This window comes from Pseudomonas fluorescens (assembly GCF_000802965.1).
In the GTDB taxonomy this organism is placed as follows: domain Bacteria; phylum Pseudomonadota; class Gammaproteobacteria; order Pseudomonadales; family Pseudomonadaceae; genus Aquipseudomonas; species Aquipseudomonas fluorescens_A.
This window is the reverse complement of record NZ_JSAK01000008.1, coordinates 114,997-138,228: the sequence shown is the minus strand read 5'-3', so window position 1 is coordinate 138,228 and position 23,232 is coordinate 114,997. Positions and strand designations below refer to the sequence as shown.

The following is a 23,232-nucleotide window of genomic DNA, read 5'->3' as shown; positions in this document are numbered from 1 at the left end:
TACAGGAGGCAACCGCACCATCAACAGAATTCAGGAACAGGTGCTTTATGACCGCAGCCAATGTTTACCAACAACGCCCAACCACCGGGGCCAAGGCCGAATCGTCGCTGCATCACGCCGACCTCGCCAGCCTGGTGGGCAAGGGGCGCAAGAGCGCCGGTGTGACCGTGCGTGAGAAAAAGCTTCTGGGCCACCTGACCATTCGTGGCGACGGCCACGATGCTGCGTTCGCCGCCGGCGTGCACAAGGCCCTCGGCATCGAATTGCCGGGCGCACTGACTGTCATCGTCAAAGGTGAAACCAGCCTGCAATGGATGGGCCCGGATGAGTGGCTGCTGATCGTGCCGACCGGCGAAGAGTTCGCCGCCGAGCAAAAATTGCGTGAAGCGCTGGGCGACCTGCACATCCAGATCGTCAACGTCAGCGGTGGCCAGCAGATCCTCGAACTGAGCGGCCCGAGCGTGCGCCAGGTCTTGATGAAGTCCACCAGCTATGACGTACACCCGAACAGTTTTCCGGTGGGCAAAGCGGTCGGCACGGTGTTCGCCAAGTCGCAACTGGTGATCCGCCACACCGCCGAAGACACTTGGGAATTGCTGATCCGCCGCAGCTTCTCGGATTACTGGTGGTTGTGGTTGCAGGATGCTTCTGCCGAGTTTGGCCTTAGCGTTCAGGCGTAACACAGTGACGTCGCTGACTGCTTTTGTGGCGAGGGAGCTTGCTCCCGCTCGGCTGCGCAGCAGTCGTAAACCTTGATTCCGCATTCCTTCCTGAAGGCATGCGGTCGCTGATTTTGGGGTTGCTTCGCAACCCAGCGGGAGCAAGCTCCCTCGCCACAGAGTTATCTCTGATCACAGATGTAGCAACAGGAGTCACCGCACTATGAGCCGCGCCCCAGACACATGGATTCTGACCGCCGACTGCCCCAGCGTGCTCGGCACCGTGGACGCGGTGACGCGCTTTCTGTTCGAGCAGGGCTGCTACGTCACCGAGCACCATTCCTTCGATGACCGGCTCTCGGGTCGCTTCTTCATTCGCGTGGAGTTCCGCCAGCCCGACGGCTTCGACGAACAATCATTCCGCGCAGGCCTCGCCGAACGTGGCGAATCCTTCGGCATGATTTTCGAACTGACCCCGCCGCACTACCGGCCGAAAGTGGTGATCATGGTCTCCAAGGCCGATCACTGCCTCAACGATTTGCTCTACCGCCAGCGCATCGGCCAGTTGTCGATGGACGTGGCCGCCGTGATCTCCAACCACCCGGACCTCAAGCCGCTGGCGGACTGGCACCAGATTCCGTACTACCACTTCCCGCTGGACCCGAATGACAAGCCGTCGCAGGAGCGTCAGGTGTTGCAAGTGATCGAAGAGTCCGGCGCCGAGCTGGTGATCCTTGCGCGTTACATGCAGGTGTTGTCGCCGGAGCTGTGCCGCAAACTCGATGGCAAGGCGATCAACATTCACCACTCCCTGCTGCCGGGTTTCAAGGGCGCCAAGCCGTACCACCAGGCCTACAACAAGGGTGTGAAATTGGTCGGCGCCACGGCGCACTACATCAACAACGACCTCGACGAAGGGCCGATCATTGCCCAGGGCGTCGAGGTGGTCGACCACAGTCATTACCCGGAAGATTTGATCGCCAAGGGCAGGGACATCGAAGGGCTGACTTTGGCCCGGGCCGTGGGTTATCACATTGAGCGAAGGGTGTTTTTGAACGCCAATCGTACGGTCGTTCTTTAGATTGCTATCGCTGGCAAGCCAGCTCCCACAGGGATTTATGTCGTATGCAGAATTTGTGTACACCCCCGCCCACTGTGGGAGCTGGCTTGCCAGCGATGAGGCCCTTACAAGCAACACAAGAAACAGCATCTATACCCGAGCACTTAACGCGCTGCCTGCCTGGGCAACGCGGTTCCATAAAAACAACAGCGAGGTGAAAGCATGTCTGGCAATCGTGGTGTGGTGTATCTCGGCGCTGGCAAGGTCGAAGTACAGAAAATCGACTATCCGAAAATGCAGGACCCGCGCGGCAGGAAGATTGAACACGCCGTCATCCTGCGCGTGGTTTCCACCAACATCTGTGGGTCCGACCAGCACATGGTGCGCGGCCGTACCACCGCGCAAACCGGCCTGGTGCTGGGCCACGAGATCACCGGTGAAGTGATCGAGAAGGGCAGCGACGTCGAGAACCTGCAAATCGGCGACCTGGTGTCCGTGCCGTTCAACGTGGCATGCGGGCGCTGCCGTTCCTGCAAGGAAATGCACACCGGCGTTTGCCTGAGTGTTAATCCGGCGCGTCCGGGCGGTGCTTATGGTTACGTCGATATGGGCGACTGGACCGGCGGTCAGGCTGAATACGCCTTGGTGCCTTACGCCGATTTCAACCTGCTGAAACTGCCGGATCGCGACCGGGCCATGGAAAAAATCCGTGACCTGACCTGCCTCTCCGACATCCTGCCAACCGGTTACCACGGCGCCGTAACGGCCGGCGTTGGCCCAGGCAGCACCGTGTACATCGCCGGTGCCGGCCCGGTTGGTCTCGCTGCTGCCGCTTCCGCTCGCCTGCTGGGCGCGGCGGTGGTGATCGTCGGTGACGTCAACACCATTCGCCTGGCCCATGCCAAGGCGCAGGGTTTCGAAATCGCCGACCTGTCCCTGGACACGCCACTGCACGAACAAATCGCCGCACTGCTCGGCGAACCGGAAGTGGATTGCGCCATCGACGCCGTAGGCTTCGAAGCCCGCGGCCACGGCCATGACGGCGTGAAACACGAAGCCCCGGCCACCGTGCTCAACTCGCTGATGGGCGTGGTGCGGGTTGCCGGCAAAATCGGCATCCCAGGCCTCTACGTCACCGAAGACCCGGGCGCTGTCGACGCTGCCGCGAAAATGGGCAGCCTGAGCATTCGCTTCGGTCTGGGCTGGGCCAAATCCCACAGCTTCCACACCGGCCAGACCCCGGTGATGAAGTACAACCGCCAGCTAATGCAGGCGATCATGTGGGACCGTATCAACATTGCCGAAGTGGTGGGGGTTCAGGTGATCAGCCTGGATCAGGCACCGCAGGGGTATGGTGAGTTTGATGCGGGTGTGCCGAAGAAGTTTGTGATTGATCCGCATAAGATGTTTAGTGCGGCTTAGCCGGTGTAGCTGAAGAAGAGGGCGACGTAATGTCGCCCTTTTAAGTTTGTAGTGTGAATCAATGTAGTTCCTGATTCGTGCGAATGGACTTGATTGTAAGTGGTAGGTTGCCAGGATTTTGTTTTCTTATGTCGGGTGGTTGGAGGATTAGTGTTTCGGTGACATCTCTGAAAACTTCCCTCTCGCCAGGATCGGTTGATGATATCGAAATTGAAGTTGTTAGTCTTATGTTGTTTTGTCTTTGTGTTATGGCTGCGGCGGTAATTTTTGTATGTAATTCATCTACTTGGCTGTTCAAATTTTTATTTGGGCGTGAAATTTCAGGGTGTTCAAATTTCGCTTGGTTTGGCGAGTTTTCTAATTGAGTTTTTGTGATTTCTTTTTTTGTATAAGTTCCACTAAAAGGCTCAGTTAGGTCACTCGATTTTGATATGTTTACTTTTTTAGCCCTGCTATAAGTTAACTTTACCCTAATGGTCTTGAATGTTTTAGTCAGCCAGCCAGCGTGTCCCGTCGAGTCCTCCCTATTTACCGGATCCCCCACACAATACGCATACCCATTCAACCCACCCTCCCCAAACGGGCTCCAACTGTCCGGACTGTTGAACCGCATCAACACCGGGTTAAACGCCCGATAACCATTTCCCAACAAGTAACACCCAGTCACCGGATCCGGTCGTTCGCCGTTAAACCCGAGCAGGCTGAGCAAACTGTTCTCGGCCGGGCGATGACCATAGGGCGCGTAGGCAAGAGGATTAAGACGAGTCGCGCCGAGTACGTTCAACACTGAACGCTGTTGATCAGTGGCAAGCAAATCCGTTTCCACGACACCGCTCTGCCACTGCTGTTGAGCCAGCAGCTGATCGTCGTGTTGCACAATCGAACGCTGCACCGTGCCCTGAATTTCGGTAGCCAGGCGATCTTTCAGGTAAAAGCGCCGAGTATTCGATGACGCCGACGGCGCACTATCAACCAGCCGATCCAGCGGGTCATAGTGATAGCGACAGAGCAGAGTTTCTGGATTGGACAGCATGGCCGGGCTTCCTGAGCAGGTTCGACGATTCAGGGATAACTGTGGCGCAACCGCCCAAGGTTGCCTACTAGCAGATCTGATAGGTTTCTAACCATCAAACCCGCGATTCGACGAGTGGGTTGGAAAAGCGCCCAGCCTCAAGGAACATGCCCGTCCATACCCGGTCAAACCGGCAGCTTTGCGCCCGTGAGTCGGGCGTTTTCATGGCACAAGAGGATGTCTGGATGAAGATTTCACGCGGTTTTGCACTCGCTTCGCTGCTGACCCTGGCGGCCAGCCCGGCCTTCGCACAGTTCAGCCTGGGCGATGCGGCCAACGCCATTGCGGGGATGAAGGGCGACAACGCCGCGACGAAGGCCGCGCCGACTTCGGAAACAGCGGACCTGTTGGGTGCACTCACCCAACTGGATGTGACGCCACAGCAAGCCGTCGGCGGCGCCGGGGCGATGTTGGGGCTGGCGAAGAATCAGTTGAGCTCGACCGACTATTCGGAACTGGCCAAAAGCGTGCCGGGGATCGACAAACTGTCGGGTGGCGGTGAGCTGGGTGCTCTTGCTGCGTTGCTCGGCGCCAACGGCAAGGCTGCCGGGCTGGATAACGCCTTGGGCAACGTCAAGGACACCAACGACCTGAACAACGCCTTCAGTGCCCTGGGCATGGACACCGGCATGATCGGCCAGTTTGCCCCGGTGATCCTGCAATACCTTGGTCAGCAAGGAGTGGGTGGCTCGTTGCTGCAAAGCCTTGGCGGAATCTGGGGTGCTGGCACCGGCACCGGTATTGGTAGCTGATCAGCGGCTTTCGGCGCGCAACGCGTCGATACGCCGGTCCTTCTCGATCCAGAGCTGGTTGACCCAGTTCTGGATTTTCTCCCGAAACAGCGGATCGTTTTCGTAATCGCCCTGCCACAGCGCCGGGTCGAGTTCGCGGGTCTTGATGTCGATGATGACCCTCGGCACGTTGCCGCTGATCAAGTCCCAGAACCCCGGAATCGCCTGCTGCGGATACGCCACCGTCACGTCGAGAATCGCATCCAGTTGTTCGCCCATCGCCGCCAGCACGAAGGCCACGCCGCCCGCCTTGGGCTTGAGCAAGTGAGTAAACGGTGATTGTTGCTGAGCGCTTTTTGCGGCGGTAAAACGGGTGCCTTCCAGGTAGTTGACCACCGTCACTGGCTGACGCTTGAACAGCTCGCAGGCTTGCCTGGTGATCTCCAGGTCTTTGCCGGCCAGCTCCGGATACTTCGCCAGGAACGCCTTGGTGTAGCGCTTCATGAACGGGTAATCCAGCGCCCACCACGCCAGGCCCAGGAACGGCACCCAGATCAGTTCTTTCTTGAGGAAGAATTTGAAGAACGGCGTGCGCCGATTCAGCGTCTGGATCAGCGCCGGGATATCGACCCAGGATTGATGGTTGCTGATCACCAGGTACGAAGTATCACGACGCAGATCGTCGCCGCCGCGAATGTCCCATTGGGTGGGGATGCACAGGCGGAAGATCAGCTTGTCGATTTCCGACCAGGTTTCGGCAATCCACATCACCGCATTCGATGCGTAATCGCGAAAGCGACCGGACAGGACCAGTTTGAGCAGGGCAAACACCATCAAAGGTCCGATCAGGACCAAGGTGTTGAGTAAAAGCAGCAGGGCAACGAAACAGCCGGTGAGCAGGCGGCGCATAAGAAACTCTTGGAAGCATTTTGGGCGCGACATGATAAGCAGCTTCGCGCGACAGGCCAAATCGCTGGTGACGAATGTTTCACCTTGGAAGCGTTAGGCTTGCAGCGCACTGAGTATCCCGTGGCGAGGGAGCTTGCTCCCGCTGGGCTGCGAAGCGGCCCCAACCCCATTCAATGCGGTTTCATTACCACGCATGACGACTGCTGCGCAGCCGAGCGGGAGCAAGCTCCCTCGCCACAAAGGTACATGGCGGCCCAACTATCGTTGTTTGTTGCGGTCTAGAATTTGGCCATTGCCCCCTCATTTCCAAGGACACCCATCACGTGAAATCGCTCCTCGCATTGCTTTCCCTTTTGGCCCTGCCGGTCATGGCCGCCGAACCAACCCTGTACGGGCGTTACGAATACATCGCCCTGCCGGAAATCGGCGGCGAAGTGCTCAAGGCCAAAATGGACACCGGCGCGCTGACCGCGTCGCTGTCGGCCAAAGACATCGAAACCTTCACCCGCGACGGCGAAGACTGGGTGCGTTTCCGCCTCGCCACCAAAGATGCGAGCAACAAGGTTTACGAGCACAAGGTCGCGCGGATCAGCAAGATCAAGACCCGCTCCGAAGAAGACGAAGATGAAGACACCGCCGCGCCCACCAAGCGTCCGGTGGTCGATCTGGAATTGTGCCTGGGCAATGTGAAACGCACCGTCGAGGTCAACTTGACTGACCGCAGCAGCTTTAACTACCCACTGTTGATCGGCGCCAAGGCACTGCGTGAGTTTGGCGCGGCGGTGAACCCGGCGAGAAGGTTTACGGCGGATAAGCCGGATTGTTGATTTTTCAAGGACACCTACACGAGCTATTTAAGGAAATCTATACCTGTATTTTGCCGAATATAGTTAGCTCGTCTGATTTCTTGTATATCTGCGAGAACTGAAAACCTGTGACCTTCAGGATGGACGGGCGCCATATTCCTAAAAATTGATATCGATACATCAAAGTGATGGACATCCAGCTGCCCATTGGCTGTCCATTGAGGAGTCGCTACATCAGGTACATATATACTCGGTGTTTTACGGAGGGGCGTGAACGGATATTTTTTCAGTGCGTTAGTGTAAAGAAGTTTGCTTTCTTTAAGATTACAATATTGAGTTTGTCCGTGTAGCTACCGATGACTTGAGCAATTGGCTCGCTATGGTGAATTTTCGAAACGGCGGTATTTATATCGGTGATATTTAATGTCGATGATGCTGTCGTTGTATTTTTTTTTCGTTGTAGAAGCGCTTGCTGTGATTGGAGAAGAGGAATAAACAGCACGCTTACGGTTAAGGTCCGGTCGTGAAATGGTTTTTGACTGATTGGATATACTGGATATTGGATTTTTTAAGGCGTTAAATACGTATACATGTCCTGTTGGGTCACTCCGATTTCTAGGGTCACCCTCGCAGTAAGCGTAAGAATTAATCCCTCCGTCCCCAAACGGACTCCAACTATCCGGACTATTAAACCGCATCAAAACCGGATTGAACTGCCGATAACCGTTCCCCAAATGATAATGTCCGGTCAGCGGATCTGGTTGTTCACCGTTAAACCCAAGCAGACTCATCAAGCCATTTTCCGCCGGACGATGACCATAAGGTGTATAGGCGATGTACTGAGGACGCGTTGCGGCCAAGGCACTTATCACTGAGTGCTGATGATCGGTTACCAACAGTATCGTTGTGCGCGAGTGTGTAGACATTGACCAATCTCCGTATCAGTTCCGAAAGGGCGGATTAACAGCATCAACCCGTTTTCAGCCATTGCCTACTATCAGAACTGCTAGGTACTACAGACCGGACCATTCATCTGCTCAGCTGGATTGACGCCGATTCTCCCTTGAGTCACCGTTCGCCCACTCAACCTCCACGCCCGGACGCCATGCCTCATATCCTGATTGTCGAAGACGAAGCGGCGATTGCCGACACCCTGATTTTCGCTTTGCAGGGCGAGGGCTTCACCACCACGTGGCTGACCCTCGGCGCGGCGGCGCTGGAGCATCAGCGGCAGACCCCGGCGGACCTGATCATCCTGGACATCGGTCTGCCGGATATCAGCGGCTTTGAAACCTGCAAGCAGTTGCGGCGTTTCAGTGAAGTACCGGTGATGTTCCTCAGTGCGCGGGATGGCGAAATCGATCGTGTGGTGGGCCTGGAGATCGGTGCTGATGATTACGTGGTCAAGCCCTTCAGCCCTCGTGAAGTAGCAGCGCGGGTCCGGGCGATTCTCAAACGCATGGTGCCGCGGGCTGTCGCCGAGCCGGCGTCTGCGCTGTTTCGCATCGACAATGAAAGAGTGCAAATCAGCTATCGCGGCGAGCCGCTGAGCCTGACCCGTCACGAATTCCGCTTGTTGCAATGTCTGCTCGATCAGCCCGAACGCGTCTTCAGCCGCGAACAGTTACTCGACGCGCTGGGCGTGGCCGCCGATGCCGGGTACGAGCGCAGCGTCGACAGCCACATCAAGAGCGTGCGCGCCAAGTTGCGACGGGTGAAGGCCGACGCCGAGCCAATCCAGACCCATCGCGGCCTTGGTTACAGCTACAGCCCGGGGCACAGCTGATGCCGTTGGGGATACGGATTTTTCTGGTCTACGTGCTGTTCATCGGCCTGACCGGCTACTTCGTGCTCAACACGGTGATGGAAGAAATTCGCCCGGGCGTGCGCCAGTCCACCGAGGAAACCCTGGTCGACACCGCCAACCTGATGGCGGAAATCCTGCGTGATGATTTCAAGGCTGGCACCCTGACTCAGAACCGCTGGCCCGAACTGCTCCGGGCCTACGGTGAGCGACAACCGGCGGCGAACATCTGGGGCTTGCCGAAGAATCAGGTCAACCACCGCATCTATGTCACCGATGCCAAAGGCGTGGTGGTGCTGGACTCCAGCGGCGCAGCGCTGGGGCAAGATTATTCGCGCTGGAACGACGTTTACCTGACCCTGCGCGGCGAGTATGGCGCGCGTTCGACACGCAGTGATCCCGATGACGCGACGTCCTCAGTGATGCACGTCGGCGCGCCGATTCGCGACAACGGGCGAATCATCGGCGTGGTGACCGTGGCCAAGCCCAACAGCTCGTTGCAGCCTTATGTGGATCGCACGGAACGCCGGTTGCTCGCATACGGCGCCGGGCTGATCGGCCTTGGCTTATTGTTCGGCGCACTGTTGTCGTGGTGGTTGAGCCGGGCATTGCGACGGTTGACCGCTTATGCACAAGCCGTGAGCGAGGGCCGACGGGTCGAAGTGCCGCATTACCGTGGCGGCGAGCTGGAGCAATTGGCGACGGCGGTGGAACAGATGCGCACGCAGCTTGAAGGCAAGGCCTACGTCGAGCGTTACGTGCACACCTTGACCCATGAACTGAAAAGTCCGTTGGCGGCGATTCGCGGTGCGGCGGAGTTGCTGCAAAGCGAAATGCCGTTGGCGCAGCGGCAGCGGTTTGTCGGCAACATCGACAGCGAAAGTGCGCGCATGCAGCAGTTGATCGAGCGGCTGCTGAATCTGGCACAGGTCGAGCAGCGCCAAGGGCTTGAGGAGCGGGTAGCGGTGCCATTGGCGGTTTTGGTGGACGGCCTGTTGAACGCACAAGCGGCGCGGACTGAAGGCAAACAGTTGCGGGTAGAGCAAACAATTGCATCGGAACTGGCGTTGATCGGCGAACCGTTTCTGTTGCGTCAGGCGCTGGGCAATCTGCTGGACAACGCGCTGGATTTCACGCCGGTTCAAGGCGTGCTGCGTTTCACCGCTGAGCGGATCGGTGAGCAAGTCGAGTTCAAACTGTTCAACCAGGCCGAGCCGATTCCCGACTATGCATTGCCGCGTTTGAGCGAACGTTTCTACTCTTTGCCTCGCCCTGACAGTGGGCGCAAAAGCACTGGGCTTGGGCTTAATTTTGTCGAGGAAGTGGTCAAGTTGCATGGTGGGAGTCTTACGGTCGGTAATGTAGTTGGCGGTGTCCAAGTCAGTTTGCGTTTGCCTTCGATACGCTAAAGATCGCAGCCTTCGGCAGCGCCTGCTGGGATCGATGTGCACCTGTAGGAGCTGCCGAAGGCTGCGATCTTTTCCGAACTCCACACACTCTGCACATTCTCTCCACAAATCCCCCACACGGCCCCATCAGACTTTCCCCATCGAAAACAGGGAGAGTCCCATGAACCGCAGCCTTACCCTCAAACTCGGGGCGATCGCCCTGCTGATTCTGTTGTTGCTGATCCCGTTGCTGATGATCAACGGGGTAATCCAGGACCGGCAGCAACTGCGCGACGGCGTGCTCGAAGACATCGCCCGCAGTTCCAGTTACAGCCAGCAATTGAGTGGGCCGCTGATGGTGGTGCCGTATCGCAAAGTCGTGCGCACCTGGAAAACCCACGAAAAAACCAACAAGCGATATCAGGAAATCGGCGAGGAGCGCGGGCGCCTGTACTTTCTGCCGGAGCGCTTCGAACTCGACGGCGCCGTGCAGACGGAATTGCGCTCGCGGGGCATCTATCAGGCGCGATTGTTCCATGCCGATAACCGCATCAGCGGGCATTTTTCGCTGCCGGCTCAACTGGGCATCAAGGAAGACTTCGCCGATTACCAATTCGACCAGCCGTTTCTGGCCGTGGGTATCAGCGACATTCGCGGCATCGAAAACGCGTTAAAACTCGAACTCAACGGCCAGAGCCTGGACTTCGTTCCCGGCAGTCAGGTTGGCTGGTTGGGCGAGGGCGTCCATGTGACCCTGCCGGCCGTGGACCCAAAGCAAGTCACCGAACTGGCCTTCGGTTTCGACTTGAAACTGCAAGGCACCGGCCAATTACAAATCCTGCCGGTGGGCAAGACCAGCAAGGTTTCGCTGAGTGCCAACTGGCCGCATCCGAGCTTCATCGGCAACTACTTGCCCGCGCAGCGCGAAATCACCGATCAGGGTTTCACCGCCAACTGGCAGACATCGTTTTTCTCCACCAACCTGCAAGAAATTTTGAACAGCTGCGTCTCCCGTGGCGGTTGCGATTCGCTGAACAGCCGCAGTTTCGGCGTGAGCTTTATCGATCCGGTGGATCAGTATTTGAAGAGTGATCGGGCGATCAAATATGCGTTGCTGTTCATCGTCCTCACCTTCGCTGGCTTCTTCCTTTTTGAAGTGCTGAAAAGCCTCGCGGTGCACCCGGTGCAGTACGCATTGGTGGGGGTAGCGCTGGCGTTCTTCTATTTGCTGTTGTTGTCGTTGTCCGAGCACATCGGCTTTGCCTTGGCGTATCTGTTGTCGGCCAGCGGTTGCGTGTTGTTGATCGGGTTTTACGTTTGTCACGTGTTGCGCAGCGTGCGACACGGGCTGAGTTTTTCGGCGGGATTGGCGACGTTGTATGGGCTGCTTTATGGCTTGTTGAGTGCCGAGGATTACGCGCTGTTGATGGGCTCGCTGCTGCTGTTCGGGTTGCTCGGCGTGTTCATGGTGCTGACGCGGAAACTCGATTGGTATGGGGTTGGGCAGAAAGCGGCCAAGCCATTGGAGTTTGATATTGGAGCGGTGCAATGAGCCGGTCGCTGGGGTTGCGCGAAGACCAGCGGGAGGGAAGGGTATTGGCGACGCTGATTGCCGGATTGTTTCCGTTAGGTTCGTTGTGGTGCCATCGCGAGCAAGCTCGCTCCCACAGGGGAGCGCGCTCAAAAGCAGGAGCGAGCCTTCTCGCGATAAGGCCGGGACAATCCGCGAAAATTTAAACCTTGGGCATCGTCGCAATCATCGATGGCCGCTGGCTCACCTCGAAATACCACGCCGCCAATTGCGGGTTCGCCGCGCGCCAGTCCAGGTCCGGATGGCGCAAGTCCACGTAACCCAAGGCACATGCCACGCTGATCGCGGCAACGTCAAAGTGGCTGGTCAGCTCGGCGATGGCGTCTTTTTCCAGCAACGCCAGGGCGCGACGGATCTTGTCGCGCTGGCCGTCGAGGTACGCATCCCAGTGTTTTTCCGGAGCGCGCAGGACGACTTCGTAGCGCACCAGCACAGCGGCGTCCATGATCCCGTCGGCCATGGAGGCCAGGGTCAGGCGCCGCCAGCGGGCCGAACCTTCGCGGGGGATCAGTGGGTTGCCGACGTGCTGGTGGTCAAGGTAATCGAGGATCACCCGGCTGTCGTGAATGACGTTGCCGTCGGCCAGGCGCAGGGCGGGGATTTTGCTCAGGGGGTTGTCGTCGATCAGCGTCAGGTCCGGGTCGACCGGAGTGAGCACGCAGTTGCGCAGGGCTACGCGGTCCTGTTGACCGGTTTCGTGCAGCAGCACCATGACTTTACGAACGAAGGGGGAAAGGGTGTTGTGGTACAGGGTCATGCTCGGGGCGGACATGGCAACGTCTCGATCGGTGGCAATGTCGGGCAGCATAGCGTGTTGAGCCGATAGCTCAACACCACAAACTCCCCTGTAGGAGTGAGCAGGCTCGCTCCTACAGGGGTTGTGGTTTAGCTGGCTGGAACTGCAGCTTGAAGATCTGGGCCGGCTTGTTGAGGTTTGAGCTCACGGGCAACCGTCCAGACGATGAACGCGGCGATGATGTCGAAGATCGCCAGCACCACGAACAGCGGGCTGTAGCCGATCTTGGTCACCATCACGCCAAACACCAAAGTAAATGCTGCGGCGCCGAGGTAACCGAACATGCCGCCCATGCCGGTGGCGGTGGCCACTTCGTTTTTACCGAACGAGTCCGAGGTGATCGCATACAGCGCGCCGGACAAGGTCTGGTGGGCGAAGCCGCCAATGCACAGCAGCGCAATCGCGGTGTACGGGCTGGCGACCAGGCCGATGCACGCCGGGCCGATCATGCACGAAGCGCCGAACAGCAAGACCATTTTGCGTGAGGTGAACAACGATACTTTGCAGTGCTTGTGGAAGAACGGGCTCAGATAACCGCCGAGGACGCAGCCAAGGTCGGCGGCGAGGAAGGGCAGCCAGGCGAACATCGCAATCTCTTTGATGTTCATGTGCCGCTCTGTCATCAGATACAGCGGAATCCACGCGTTGAACGTCTGCCAGGCTGGCTCGGAGAGAATCCGCGCGCTGGCGATGGCGTAGAAGTTGCGGCTGCCGATGATTTTCTTCCAGCTGCCTTTCTTGGTAGCCGGGTCTTTGAAGTGATCTTCCTGGCCGCTGAGGATGTACTCGCGCTCTTCATCACCCAGCAGCTTCTGATTGCGCGGGTGTTTGTAGAGCACCATCCACAAGAACGTCCAGGCCACACCCAGACCGCCAACGATCAGGAACGCCAGTTCCCAGCCACTGTGCAAAATCGCCCAGACCACCAGTGGCGGTGCGAGCACGGCACCAATCGACGAACCGATGTTGAACCAGCCGATGGCCACCGAGCGCTCTTTGGCCGGGAACCATTCGGTGGACGTCTTGACCGCGGCCGGCAAGCCCGCCGCCTCCGTCAGCCCGAGCAGGCCACGGAAAAATGCCAGCCCTTGCCAGCCGCTGGCCATGGCCGCCATTGCGCAGGCAACGGACCAGGCAAAGGCAAAAATCGCGAAGCCCATTTTGGTGCCGATGGCATCGATGATGTAACCCGCCACCGGTTGCATCAGCGCGTAGCAAACCTGCCACGCGACGACGATGTGCGAATACTGCTCGGTGCTGATGTTCATTTCGCTCATCAGGGTGGGAGCGGCCACCGAGAGGGTATTGCGAGCCAGGTAGTTGACCATCAGGCCGGCCGTCACCAGACCGACCATCCACCAGCGGATGCCTTTGACTTTCATCACATCACCGTCATTTTATTTTTGGAGTTATGGGGTGCAGCTGTTGTTGTAGGTTGTCGTACAACATGCGTCTTTATAGAAGTGCAAGGGGGAAAGTGTCAACAAATATGTCAGAGGGGTGACGTGGGGAGGCGACAGGCGGGGGCGTTTGACTCTGTAGGAGCTGCCGAAGGCTGCGATCTTTTGATCTTGTTTTTTAAGATCAAGATCAAAAGATCGTCCGAACGCGGCCCGAGCCTTCGGCAGCTCCTACAGGTGAAGGTTAGTGGCGTTGGAGGAGGCCGCGCAGGGCAAGAACGGCCGGGATACCCAAGCCCAGCCAGCTCAGCGCATCCCAGATGCCATCGCCGAGCAACGCGGCAAACAACCCCGCTGCGCTGAACAGAGCAATGACGGTGGGCGTGGCAAACACCTTCCAGAAATTCGACTGCCGAGGCCTCATGCCACGCTCTCCGCTTTTTCCAGGACTGGTTTTGCCGCCTTGCGCCGCACCACCCAGAGGTAAACCCCGCTGCCGAGAACGATGATCGTCAGCACATCCAGAGTCGCCCAGAGGATTTGCATCGGCATGCCGCCGTAATCACCGAAGTGCAGCGGCTGCGACATGCCCATCGCATCCATGTACCACGGACGCTCGGCCACGGCGGTGACTTGCAGGGTGTTGGCATCGATCAGCACCGGCGTCAGCAGGTGCGAAGTCAGGTGTGTACTGCCTTTCATGAACACCGCGTAATGATGCTCGCTGGAAAACCGCGTGCCGGGGAAGGCGATGAAGTCCGGTTGCATGCCCGGTGCGACTTCCCTGGCGATGTCGAGCAAGCGGGTGGCGGGCGCCAGTTGTGTCAGCGGCGGTGCATCGCGGTACGGCGCGACCATCGCGCTGAGGCTGTCGTTGCGCCACGCGGCGATCAACAGGTCGGCGCAGGCACTGATCACACCAGTGACGCCGACCACCAAAGCCCAGGTCAGGGTCACGACGCCGATCAGGTTATGCAGGTCGAGCCAGCGCAGGCGGGTGGATTTGTCCTGGCGTACGGTGGCGAACTTCAAGCGGCGCATGAACGGCAGGTACAACACCGTGCCAGAGACGATTGCCGCTACGAACAAAATCCCCATGAACGCCAGCAACAACTTGCCCGGCAACCCGGCGAACATGTCCACGTGCAGGCGCAACATCAGCATCATGAAGCCGCCATTGGCCGACGGCATTTCCAGTGCTTCGCCGGTTCGGGCGTCGAGCATGAACGTGTGGGAAGAGTTCGGCTCTGTACCGGCCGTGGCGGCCATGATCGCGATCGCGGCATAGGGCTCGTCTTCGTCGAAACCGAAGTACTGCATCACTTCACCGGGACGATGCTTTTCAGCAGCCAGCACCAATTGCTGCAAATTCAGCTGCGGGGTGTCCGCCGGCATTTGCTTCAACTCGGCGGCATCGCCCAGCAAGTGGTCGATCTCGTGGTGGAAGATCAACGGCAGGCCGGTCAGCGCCAGCATCAGCAGGAACACCGTGCAAATCAGGCTGGTCCAGGTGTGAACGGCGGACCAGCGGCGAATTGTTTTACTTTTCATTTCATAGCCTTCAGAAACACCAAAGCCGCCCTTCGAGGGCGGCCAGGTCGTGGGGCATGTCAGGTCATGCCATTACCACTTGTAGTTAACGCTGGCCAAGACATTGCGACGGTCGCCGTAGTAGCAATAGAAACCGTCACACGTCGAGATGTATTCCTTGTCGAACACGTTATTGGCATTAACGGCAACACTAACGCCTTTGAGGGAGCTATTCAGACGGCCCAGGTCGTAATGGACCGCTGCGTCATAGACGGTGTACGAATCGCTATGGCCGTCAGATTTATCGCGCACGAAGGCCATGCTGCCGATGGCAATGTTGTCGGTTTCTCCGATATAGCGCACGCCGAATCCGAGTCCGAAACCATCCAGCACGCCCGTGTGCCAAGTGTAATCAGCCCACGCAGAGGCCTGGTTTTCCGGCGTCAGTGGAAGTGGGCGGTTTTTGTCCAAAGGGCTGGTGACCTTGGTCATCTTGGTATTGGCGTAGGTATACGCGGCCGTCAATTTGAGGTTTTCGTTGACGTCACCGGTCGCCTCCAGTTCGAAACCACGCACCTTGGCTTCACCCAGTGGACGCGAAACGCCCAGTGTGTCACTGAGCACGATGTCCTTGCGGGTCAGGTCATAGGCCGCCGCAGTGAACAGCATGTCCATACCCGGAGGCTGGTATTTGATACCCACTTCGTATTGCTTGCCAGTGCCCGGTTTGAAGGCTTCTCCATTCGCACCACCGGCTTCAGCCTGGAAAGACTCCGCGTAAGAGATGTACGGCGTGAAGCCGGAATCGAACACATAACTAAGGGCAGCGTTGCCGGTGAAGGCGTTATCGTCGCGGGTGTCCTTGGCATCGTTCACGTTGTAGAAGGTCGAGTCAGTGTGCAGCCAGTCCTGACGGCCGCCCAGCGTCAGGCGCCAGTTGTCGAGGGCCATCTGGTCCTGAACGTACAGGCCTGTGTCATGGGTCTTCTGGTTGTAATCGTTGAACGCGGTGTAGCTGACGTTACTGAAGTCCTGGCCGTAAATCGGGGTGATGATATTGCTGGTCGGCGCGCTGCCGAACAGCCATTTGTAATTGGTGTTGACGCGTTGGTGGTCCAGGCCCAGCAACAGGGTGTGCCTGATCACGCCAGTGTCGAAATCGGCCTGGAAGTTGTTATCCACAGCGAATTGGCTGATGTCTTCGTTGACGACGTTGGCGCCCCGGGACAAGGTGCCGTCGTCACTGACCGAACCGAAAAACCCGCCAGAGGTGATGCCTTGGAAAGACAGATCGCTTTTGGTGTAGCGCAGGTTCTGACGGAACTGCCAAACGTCGTTCATCCGGTGCTCAAACGCATAACCCAAAGCGTAGTAAGTCTTGTCGTAGAACTCCCACTCTGGATCGCCGAGGTTCTTGTGATACTTCACCTCGCCGGCAGGCGTAGACAGCTTGGTACCTTGCAACGGCAGGAACTGGCTGGTGATCCCGGTATCGTCACGGTTGTACTGGCTGAGGAACGTCAGTTTGGTATCGGGATCGATGTTCCAGGTCAGGCTGGGAGCGATGTTGTAGCGTTTATCGTCGGTGTGCTCGATGGTGGTGTTGCTGTCTCGCACCACGCCGCTGACACGGTAAAGAAAACGCCCTTGGTCATCGAGGGGGCCAGTGCTGTCGAAGCTGATCTGCTTGCGCTCATGGCTGCCGACCTGCAGTTGCACTTCGTTGCTGGCAAGTTCTTCGGGGCGGCGGCTAACCATGTCAAGCAAGCCGCCAGGAGGCGTCTGACCGTAAAGCGATGATGCAGGACCCCGCAGCAAGGCCACTCGCTCAAGGTCCCAGGTTTCTATTTTGGGCATGGCGTAGGTGCCCTTGGGCAGCGGCAAGCCATCGAGGAATTGAGTTGGTTCAAATCCGCGGACTTTCAGCCACTCGGCACGGCTGTCACTGCCGTAGCTGCTGGCCACGACACCGGGCATGTAGCGGACGGCGTCATCCAGGTTCTGTACGGCGCGGTCCTGCATCTGTTCACGGGTGGCGACAGAAATTGAACGAGGCACCTCGGCCAGCGCCGTATCGGTTTTAGTCCCGGCTGCCGTACGTTTGGCCAGATAACCTTCGACCGGCCCCCAAGCACTTTCAGTGTCTTCCACACCAATCACACTGGTCGCCGGCAGGGCCATCGCGCCCTCGGGCACGGCCACCAGGCTGTAAGTGCCGGTACCACTTTGCTCGAGCTGCAGACCGGTGCCGCGCAGGGCTTCGCGCAGGGCGCCGGCCGCGTCGAACTGGCCATTGACCGGAGCCGACGTCTTGCCCGCCGCCAACGATGGGTTCAGCGACAGCGCCACACCGGCCTGACTGGCGATCTGGTTCAGCGTATTGGCCAAAGGCGCGGCCTGCAGGTTGTAAGCACGAACGCTGGATGCCTGTTCAGCGGCGATCAGTTGGCTGCTGGCCAAAGGGGTGCAAAGGGCAATGGCAACCGCCAACAAACTGGGGCGCAACAAGGTGTCTAGCGAACGGGACATACAGCGGCTCCTGAAAGGGAATACTTCTCAATTGCCTAGGTGCCGGACGAAAATCAAAAAGTGATAGGGCTGGATGAAAATAATTTCGATTTAATAATTCAGCAGGCACAGTTGTGGCGAGGGAGCTTGCTCCCGCTCGGCTGCGCAGCAGTCGCAAAATCAGCGATTACGGTCTGGCGGGATAATGCAGGGGGTCGCTTCGCGACCCAGCGGGAGCAAGCTCCCTCGCCACAGGGTTTCGCTTGTACTCAGGGCTTGGCTTCAGTCTTCGCCGCCACCGTCACCCACCATTGCGTGCGCTGTTCAATCTGTACCGGCAGGGTCGGCAACAGCGCGCTCAACGCCAGATCAGTGTCCCGCAGCGGGAAACTGCCGGTGATCCGCAGGTCGGCCACTTCCGGAGCGACGCCCAAATGCCCGGGGCGATAGCGACCAATCTCGTGGATCAGATCTTCCAGCCGCGCGTTGTCCACCACCAGCATGCCGCGTGTCCAGGCATCCGCACCGAGGTTGAGCGCGGTCACCGGCCCCAACCCATCATTGCGGATCAGCATTTGCTGGCCTTCGCGCAGAATCAATTCGTCTGGGTTCGACTGCGGATGGGCGGCCACCGCCGACTGCAACACGCTCAGGCGTGTGCCTTGTTCTTCATGCTTGACCAGGAACCGCGTACCCAGCGCACGCATGCTGCCTTCACGGGTCTCGACGATGAACGGCCGAGCGTCGCCATGCCCAGTTTCAACAAGGATTTCGCCTTCCTGAAGAACGACCCGCCGCTGCTTCTCGTCAAAACGCACGTCCACGGCGCTGTGAGTGTTGAGGTTGATCAGCGTGCCGTCGCTCAAGCGCAGGGTGCGTTGTTCACCGGTGGCGGTGCGCTGATCTGCCAGCCAATAGTCGAGCGGCAAGTAACGGTCAGCGGCGAACAGCGTCAGGCCAATCACCGCGACCACGCTGGCCAGACCGCTGCCGAGATTGCGCACTCGCCGACGGATGCTTTCACGCGATTGCAGCAGGGCCGTGCGGGCCGGACCGCTGGCGACGCTGAAACGTTGATCGAGCATGCCCAACTGGCGCCAGGCACGCGCGTGTTCTTCGTGGGCGGCGTGCCATTTGGCGAATTCTTCGCGCTCCACCGGGCTGTCGGAATCCAGCGACAATTGCCACGCGATGGCGGCGTCGAGCACCTGCGCCGACACCGGTTTGGAACTGACGGGACTCATACCGGCTCACCGTACAACGCGATGTAGCACTGGCGGATGCCTTGGGCCAGGTACTGACGCACGCGGGGCACGGAGACGCCCAGGCGTTCGGCGATTTCCGCGTGGCCGAGGCCGTCGAGGCGATTGTAGAGAAACGCCGCCCGGGCCTTGTTCGACAGTTTGCCGAGCAGACGATCAATGTTTTTCAGGTCTTCGAGGATCATCTGCTGTTCTTCCACCGAAGGTTGCTCGGCTTCGGGAATCAGCATCAGTTCGGTGAGGTAGGCCTGTTCCAGCGCGGCGCGGCGGAAATAGTCGAACAACAGGCCCTTGGCAATCGCTACCAGAAACGCCCGCGGTTCGCGTGGCAGTTTCAGTTCCTCACGGCCCAGCAAGCGCACGAAGGTGTCCTGGCTCAGGTCTTCGGCCCGTTGCGGGCAAGCGACGTTGCGCCGTAGCCAGGCCAATAACCAACCGCGATGGTCGCGATATAACGCACCGACGAGCTCACTATGAGGGCTTGGGACTGACGACACGCAGCATCACCGTTTGGGAAGTGTTAACTAACGAGAATTGTTCGCGATTGTGTCAGAGGCGGGGGAGGTAAAGCAATTGGCGTTGGTCGGGTGAGTTTTGGTGTTAATTACCGATCTGTGGCGAGGGAGCTTGCTCCCGCTCGGCTGCGCAGCAGTCGCAAAATCGGAGAATGCGGTACGGTTTGAAGTGTTTAGGGGCTGCTCCGCAGCCCAGCGGGAGCAAGCTCCCTCGCCACAGGGGTTATGTGAGGTTAGAAAGAAGGAGTTTGTTGCCGCCGCTTCCACTGATTCAACCGCTGCTGCAAGTTCAACGGGCTATGAATCTGCTGCTGGCGCGAGCGGCTGAACAGGATCAACGCCAATTCAGCAGTGGCCAGCGCATCGGCGCTGGCGTTGTGGCGTTCGAAGACTTCCAGCTTGAACCAGTCGATCCACTCGTCCAGCCCGGCCTCGCGGATGTTGGCCTGCGGACACAGCATCGGTGCGATGTCCGCCACATCCAGAAATGCATGCTGCAACTTGTAGCCCAGATGATCCTTCAACGCTCGCCCGAGCATGTGCTGGTCGAATGGCGCATGAAAGGCCAGCACCGGGCTGTCGCCGACGAATTCCATGAACTCAAGCAGCGCCTCGGCTGGGTCGCTGCCGGCAGCAATCGCGCTGGGTCCGAGGCCATGAATCAACACACTGGGGCCGAGTTTCAGTTCGGCACATTGCAAGGTGCGTTCGAATTGCTGACTGAAATCGATCGCGCCGTCCTCGATTACCACCGCACCGATGGACAGCACCCGGTCCTTGCTCAGGTTTAGCCCGGTGGTTTCCAGGTCGAGCACCACCCAGCGTTGATCACGCAGGTTGCACTCACCCAGACTGGACACCGCCGGTAAACGTTGCAGCCGTTGTTGCAGGTCGCCATTCAGCATCGGCCCGGCCGGGCGCAGCCATGAGAACAGGCTCATAGCTGATACCGCAGGGTCAGGCTGCTTTGCAGGCGTTGGGCCTGGCGCAGGGATTCTCGCAGGATGCGTCGATCCAGATGATTAAGGCTGTCCGGATCGACGCGGTTGGAGTAGGGCAAATTCTCCCGGGTCTGTAGCTGATGTTGCTGCATGCGGGTTTGCTGGATGAAGTGATACGCCTCTTCGTACGCCGCGCCGTCCAGCGGCTCGATGACCTCTTTGTCCACCAGTTGGCGAAAGCGCTCCAGCGTGTTGTTGGTTTCGATCCCGTTGGCCAGTGCCAGCAATCGCGCGCCGTCGACGAATGGAGTCAGACCCTGGACTTTCAGGTCGAGCGTGGCTTTCTCGCCATTTTTGCGTGCCAGGACAAACTCGCGGAAACGTCCTACGGGCGGGCGATTGCGCAGTGCGTTCTCGGCCATCATGCGCTGGAACAAACGGTTGTCGCCGACCTGTTCGAGAATCCCGCGACGCAGCTGTTCACAACTTTGCTCGTTGCCCCAGACCACGCGCAAATCGAAATAAATGCTCGACCCCAGCAGGTTCTCCGGCGTTGCTTCACGGATAAACGCGGCGAAGCGGCGTGCCCACTCGACACGTGACAAACACAGCTCGGGGTTGCCGGCCATGATGTTGCCCTTGCACAGAGTGAAACCGCAGAGCGCCAGACTGTGATTGATTTGTTGGGCGATGGGCAGTAATTTGCCGCGAATTTCCGCAGCGTGGGCGGCGTCCCGGGCTTCGAAAATAATGCCGTTGTCCTGATCGGTGTGCAGCGTCTGTTCGCGGCGGCCTTCGCTGCCGAAGCACAACCAACTGAACGGCACGCCGGGGTCGCCTTTCTCCGCCAGGGTCAGTTCGATCACCCGGCATACGGTGTGGTCGTTGAGCAGGGTGATGATGTGGGTGATCTGGGTCGAAGAGGCGCCGTGGGCCAGCATGCGCTCGACCAATTGGCCGATCTCGCCGCGCAGCACCACCAGGTTTTCCACGCGCTGGGCGCTGCGGATGGTGCGCGCCAGGTGCACCAGATCGACCCGTTGCAGGGAAAACAGATCCCGTTCCGAAACCACCCCGCACAGGCGCTGATCCTTGACCAGGCAGACGTGGGCGATATGCCGCTCGGTCATGGCAATCGCGGCATCGAAGGCGCTGTGGTCCGGGGTCAGATAGAACGGCGCCTGGGTCATGTGCCGCTTGATGGCTTCGTTGAAGTCACCGATGCCGCTGGCGACCACGTGGCGCAAATCGCGCAGAGTGAAAATGCCCAGCGGCGCTTTATGCTCATCGACCACCACGATGCTGCCGACCTGCTGCTCATGCATCAGGGTCACGGCTTCCCGCAGTGGGGTGGTCGGGCTGCACGTCACCGGATGGCGCATGGCCAATTCGCCGAGGCGAGTGTTCAGCGAGTACTGGGTGCCGAGGGTTTCCACAGCTTTTTGCTGGACTTGCTGATTGACCTGATCCAGCAGGCTGCTCACGCCGCGTAGGGCAAAGTCGCGAAAGGTGCCGGAAAGGGCGAACAGCTTGATGAATGCGAGCTTGTTCAGCTGTAGGCAAAAGGTGTCTTCGGCGGCGAGGTGTTCGGTGCGGGTCGCGCGCTCGCCCAGCAGCGCGGCGAGGGGAAAACACTCGCCGGTGGTGATCTCAAAAGTGGTTTCGGTACCGCCCTTGGCCGAATGTGGACGCTCGCCCACCACTCGACCCTGCTTGACGATGTAGAAATGCTCAACCGGGCCGTCGGCAGGTTTGATGATGCTCTCGCCGGGCGCATAAAAACGCAGCTGACATTGCTCAACCAGGTACGCCAGGTGGGCGTGTTCCATCTGATTGAAAGGCGGGAAGCGCTGAAGGAATTGCAAAGTGCCCTGGATGTTCTGCAACACCGCGGTTTTCCCTGCCTGTGTGAAGGCGTCCGCTTTACTCATAACCATTACCGCAGTCTTTTTTGGATTTGTTGTTGTCGGATGACTCACCCATGGTCGGCCCCTGCGGCCGGGGTGCCCATTGGACGTAAGTCTAGGTAGGCAGTAAACGTGATGAAGCGTCGGAAAAAACTTACGCAAATGTGCGAAAAACCTCTGCGTTCCCCTCTTGGAAAAGTTTCCGACGAAGTGCACATTGGAGGTCTGCTTAGCGATGTCTCACCACTGTGCTAGGGAACTGTACTGAACATGTAGAGAAAGCCATGTCCGACCACGATATTTTGAGTGACGCCGAGCGCGAGGCGCTCAGTGCCGTCATGCTGGAACCTGACCTGCCGCCGCAGCGGGTGCTGATCGTCGATGACGATAAAGACGCCCGAGAGCTGTTGTCAGAGATTCTGGGTTTGGACGGAATTCGCTGCCTGACCGCCTCCAGTGGCGAAACCGCACTCAAGATGCTGGAAGAGAAACCCTCGATTGGACTGGTCATTACGGACCTGCGGATGGGGCATATCGATGGCCTGGATTTGATCCGCCAGGTGCGTGAGTCTGTTCGGGCGGCGATGCCGATCATCATCGTTTCCGGCGATGCCGATGTGAAAGACGCGATTGCGGCGATGCATTTGAGCGTGGTGGACTTCCTGCTCAAGCCCGTTGATACCGGCAAGCTGCTGGGGTTGGTCAAGCATGAGTTGGGGATGGAGCCTTAACTGCATCTGCTGGCGGGTGCTGTTGTGGCGAGGGAGCTTGCTCCCGCTCGGCTGCGCAGCAGTCGCAAAGTCAGCGAACGTGGTCTGTCTGGCAAATGAAGGGGGCCGCTTCGCAGCCCAGCGGGAGCAAGCTCCCTCGCCACGGTGGTTTACGCGCGATCAATAAAAAAGCCCTGATCTTTCGATCAGGGCTTTTTCAT

General features: G+C 58.7%; 21 protein-coding genes. 9 read left to right on the top strand and 12 right to left on the bottom strand.

Annotation, left to right across the window (positions count from 1 at the left end; translation table 11 throughout):
* Positions 1–47: 47 nt before the first annotated feature.
* From NL64_RS07130 to fdhA, 3 genes are all read left to right on the top strand, one after another.
* Positions 48–680 (top strand): sarcosine oxidase subunit gamma, encoded by a 633-nt coding sequence (locus NL64_RS07130; RefSeq protein WP_034147446.1) that lies wholly within the window; start codon positions 48–50, stop codon positions 678–680.
* A gap of 202 nt (positions 681–882) precedes the next feature.
* On the top strand, positions 883–1,740 hold the full coding sequence (purU, locus tag NL64_RS07125; protein ID WP_034147445.1) for a formyltetrahydrofolate deformylase: 858 nt from the start codon (positions 883–885) through the stop codon (positions 1,738–1,740).
* Between the two features lie 201 nt (positions 1,741–1,941).
* On the top strand, positions 1,942–3,141 hold the full coding sequence (fdhA, locus tag NL64_RS07120) for a formaldehyde dehydrogenase, glutathione-independent (protein ID WP_034147444.1): 1,200 nt from the start codon (positions 1,942–1,944) through the stop codon (positions 3,139–3,141).
* A gap of 58 nt (positions 3,142–3,199) precedes the next feature.
* On the opposite strand, the gene NL64_RS29395 is transcribed toward fdhA, so the two are convergent.
* Positions 3,200–4,174, bottom strand: coding sequence for an RHS repeat-associated core domain-containing protein (locus NL64_RS29395; protein WP_080757881.1), 975 nt, complete (start codon positions 4,172–4,174; stop codon positions 3,200–3,202).
* 224 nt (positions 4,175–4,398) lie between these two features.
* On the opposite strand from NL64_RS29395, the gene NL64_RS07115 reads away from it, so the two are divergent.
* The gene (locus tag NL64_RS07115) at positions 4,399–4,965 is read left to right on the top strand and encodes a DUF2780 domain-containing protein (protein WP_034147443.1); all 567 of its coding nucleotides are present in this window, start codon (positions 4,399–4,401) and stop codon (positions 4,963–4,965) included.
* Here the strand turns inward: NL64_RS07115 and NL64_RS07110 are convergent, their stop codons facing one another.
* Positions 4,966–5,853 carry an acyltransferase gene (locus NL64_RS07110; RefSeq protein WP_034147442.1) on the bottom strand — a complete coding sequence of 296 codons (888 nt, stop codon included), beginning with the start codon at positions 5,851–5,853 and terminating at the stop codon, positions 4,966–4,968.
* 323 nt (positions 5,854–6,176) lie between these two features.
* On the opposite strand from NL64_RS07110, the gene NL64_RS07105 reads away from it, so the two are divergent.
* On the top strand, positions 6,177–6,680 hold the full coding sequence (locus NL64_RS07105) for an ATP-dependent zinc protease family protein (RefSeq protein WP_034147441.1): 504 nt from the start codon (positions 6,177–6,179) through the stop codon (positions 6,678–6,680).
* 356 nt (positions 6,681–7,036) lie between these two features.
* Here the strand turns inward: NL64_RS07105 and NL64_RS31040 are convergent, their stop codons facing one another.
* Positions 7,037–7,585: an RHS repeat-associated core domain-containing protein gene (locus NL64_RS31040; RefSeq protein WP_080757879.1), complete on the bottom strand. Its 549-nt coding sequence runs from the start codon at positions 7,583–7,585 to the stop codon at positions 7,037–7,039.
* Positions 7,586–7,764: 179 nt separating this feature from the next.
* Here NL64_RS31040 and creB point away from each other — a divergent pair, with 179 nt between their 5' ends.
* The 3 genes from creB (at position 7,765) to creD (ending at position 11,403) form a co-directional block, all read left to right on the top strand.
* Entirely contained in the window at positions 7,765–8,445 is a 681-nt protein-coding gene (creB, locus tag NL64_RS07100; protein ID WP_034147440.1) for a two-component system response regulator CreB, read from the top strand.
* Entirely contained in the window at positions 8,445–9,872 is a 1,428-nt protein-coding gene (creC, locus tag NL64_RS07095; protein ID WP_034147439.1) for a two-component system sensor histidine kinase CreC, read from the top strand. Before creB ends, creC begins: the two co-directional genes overlap by 1 nt.
* Positions 9,873–10,032: 160 nt before the next feature.
* Positions 10,033–11,403, top strand: coding sequence for a cell envelope integrity protein CreD (creD, locus tag NL64_RS07090; protein WP_034147438.1), 1,371 nt, complete (start codon positions 10,033–10,035; stop codon positions 11,401–11,403).
* A 181-nt stretch (positions 11,404–11,584) separates the two neighbouring features.
* Here the strand turns inward: creD and NL64_RS07085 are convergent, their stop codons facing one another.
* From NL64_RS07085 to NL64_RS07045, 9 genes are all read right to left on the bottom strand, one after another.
* Positions 11,585–12,214, bottom strand: coding sequence for a glutathione S-transferase family protein (locus tag NL64_RS07085; protein ID WP_155292729.1), 630 nt, complete (start codon positions 12,212–12,214; stop codon positions 11,585–11,587).
* A gap of 113 nt (positions 12,215–12,327) precedes the next feature.
* On the bottom strand, positions 12,328–13,620 hold the full coding sequence (locus NL64_RS07080) for an MFS transporter (RefSeq protein ID WP_034147436.1): 1,293 nt from the start codon (positions 13,618–13,620) through the stop codon (positions 12,328–12,330).
* Between the two features lie 262 nt (positions 13,621–13,882).
* On the bottom strand, positions 13,883–14,062 hold the full coding sequence (locus tag NL64_RS07075; RefSeq protein WP_034147435.1) for a hypothetical protein: 180 nt from the start codon (positions 14,060–14,062) through the stop codon (positions 13,883–13,885).
* Positions 14,059–15,189 carry a PepSY-associated TM helix domain-containing protein gene (locus tag NL64_RS07070; protein ID WP_034147434.1) on the bottom strand — a complete coding sequence of 377 codons (1,131 nt, stop codon included), beginning with the start codon at positions 15,187–15,189 and terminating at the stop codon, positions 14,059–14,061. Before NL64_RS07070 ends, NL64_RS07075 begins: the two co-directional genes overlap by 4 nt.
* A gap of 72 nt (positions 15,190–15,261) precedes the next feature.
* A complete protein-coding gene (locus NL64_RS07065; RefSeq protein ID WP_034147433.1) occupies positions 15,262–17,697 on the bottom strand; it encodes a TonB-dependent siderophore receptor in 2,436 nt (811 codons plus the stop codon).
* Between the two features lie 248 nt (positions 17,698–17,945).
* The gene (locus tag NL64_RS07060) at positions 17,946–18,920 is read right to left on the bottom strand and encodes a FecR domain-containing protein (protein WP_034147432.1); all 975 of its coding nucleotides are present in this window, start codon (positions 18,918–18,920) and stop codon (positions 17,946–17,948) included.
* A complete protein-coding gene (locus NL64_RS07055; RefSeq protein ID WP_034147431.1) occupies positions 18,917–19,435 on the bottom strand; it encodes an RNA polymerase sigma factor in 519 nt (172 codons plus the stop codon). The genes NL64_RS07060 and NL64_RS07055 overlap by 4 nt, the downstream gene beginning before the upstream one ends.
* Positions 19,436–19,686: 251 nt before the next feature.
* Positions 19,687–20,394: a 3'-5' exonuclease gene (locus tag NL64_RS07050; protein WP_034147430.1), complete on the bottom strand. Its 708-nt coding sequence runs from the start codon at positions 20,392–20,394 to the stop codon at positions 19,687–19,689.
* The gene (locus tag NL64_RS07045; RefSeq protein WP_034147429.1) at positions 20,391–22,331 is read right to left on the bottom strand and encodes a putative nucleotidyltransferase substrate binding domain-containing protein; all 1,941 of its coding nucleotides are present in this window, start codon (positions 22,329–22,331) and stop codon (positions 20,391–20,393) included. The genes NL64_RS07050 and NL64_RS07045 overlap by 4 nt, the downstream gene beginning before the upstream one ends.
* Before the next feature lie 254 nt (positions 22,332–22,585).
* Here NL64_RS07045 and NL64_RS07040 point away from each other — a divergent pair, with 254 nt between their 5' ends.
* Complete coding sequence (locus tag NL64_RS07040) at positions 22,586–23,032, top strand: response regulator (RefSeq protein ID WP_034147428.1); 447 nt, start codon at positions 22,586–22,588, stop codon at positions 23,030–23,032.
* Positions 23,033–23,232: the final 200 nt, after the last annotated feature.

Excerpts from the sequence above, each read along its gene's own strand:
- purU (WP_034147445.1), top strand. The coding sequence starts at position 883 with ATGAGCCGCGCCCCAGACACATGGATTCTGACCGCCGACTGCCCCAGC.
- NL64_RS07085 (WP_155292729.1), bottom strand. The coding sequence starts at position 12,214 with ATGTCCGCCCCGAGCATGACCCTGTACCACAACACCCTTTCCCCCTTC.
- NL64_RS07040 (WP_034147428.1), top strand. The coding sequence starts at position 22,586 with ATGTCCGACCACGATATTTTGAGTGACGCCGAGCGCGAGGCGCTCAGT.
- fdhA (WP_034147444.1), top strand. The coding sequence starts at position 1,942 with ATGTCTGGCAATCGTGGTGTGGTGTATCTCGGCGCTGGCAAGGTCGAA.
- NL64_RS07115 (WP_034147443.1), top strand. The coding sequence starts at position 4,399 with ATGAAGATTTCACGCGGTTTTGCACTCGCTTCGCTGCTGACCCTGGCG.
- NL64_RS29395 (WP_080757881.1), bottom strand. The coding sequence starts at position 4,174 with ATGCTGTCCAATCCAGAAACTCTGCTCTGTCGCTATCACTATGACCCG.
- NL64_RS07110 (WP_034147442.1), bottom strand. The coding sequence starts at position 5,853 with ATGCGCCGCCTGCTCACCGGCTGTTTCGTTGCCCTGCTGCTTTTACTC.
- NL64_RS31040 (WP_080757879.1), bottom strand. The coding sequence starts at position 7,585 with ATGTCTACACACTCGCGCACAACGATACTGTTGGTAACCGATCATCAG.
- NL64_RS07130 (WP_034147446.1), top strand. The coding sequence starts at position 48 with ATGACCGCAGCCAATGTTTACCAACAACGCCCAACCACCGGGGCCAAG.
- NL64_RS07075 (WP_034147435.1), bottom strand. The coding sequence starts at position 14,062 with ATGAGGCCTCGGCAGTCGAATTTCTGGAAGGTGTTTGCCACGCCCACC.
- NL64_RS07060 (WP_034147432.1), bottom strand. The coding sequence starts at position 18,920 with ATGAGTCCCGTCAGTTCCAAACCGGTGTCGGCGCAGGTGCTCGACGCC.
- NL64_RS07045 (WP_034147429.1), bottom strand. The coding sequence starts at position 22,331 with ATGGTTATGAGTAAAGCGGACGCCTTCACACAGGCAGGGAAAACCGCG.
- creC (WP_034147439.1), top strand. The coding sequence starts at position 8,445 with ATGCCGTTGGGGATACGGATTTTTCTGGTCTACGTGCTGTTCATCGGC.
- NL64_RS07080 (WP_034147436.1), bottom strand. The coding sequence starts at position 13,620 with ATGAAAGTCAAAGGCATCCGCTGGTGGATGGTCGGTCTGGTGACGGCC.
- NL64_RS07065 (WP_034147433.1), bottom strand. The coding sequence starts at position 17,697 with ATGTCCCGTTCGCTAGACACCTTGTTGCGCCCCAGTTTGTTGGCGGTT.
- creD (WP_034147438.1), top strand. The coding sequence starts at position 10,033 with ATGAACCGCAGCCTTACCCTCAAACTCGGGGCGATCGCCCTGCTGATT.
- NL64_RS07070 (WP_034147434.1), bottom strand. The coding sequence starts at position 15,189 with ATGAAAAGTAAAACAATTCGCCGCTGGTCCGCCGTTCACACCTGGACC.
- creB (WP_034147440.1), top strand. The coding sequence starts at position 7,765 with ATGCCTCATATCCTGATTGTCGAAGACGAAGCGGCGATTGCCGACACC.
- NL64_RS07050 (WP_034147430.1), bottom strand. The coding sequence starts at position 20,394 with ATGAGCCTGTTCTCATGGCTGCGCCCGGCCGGGCCGATGCTGAATGGC.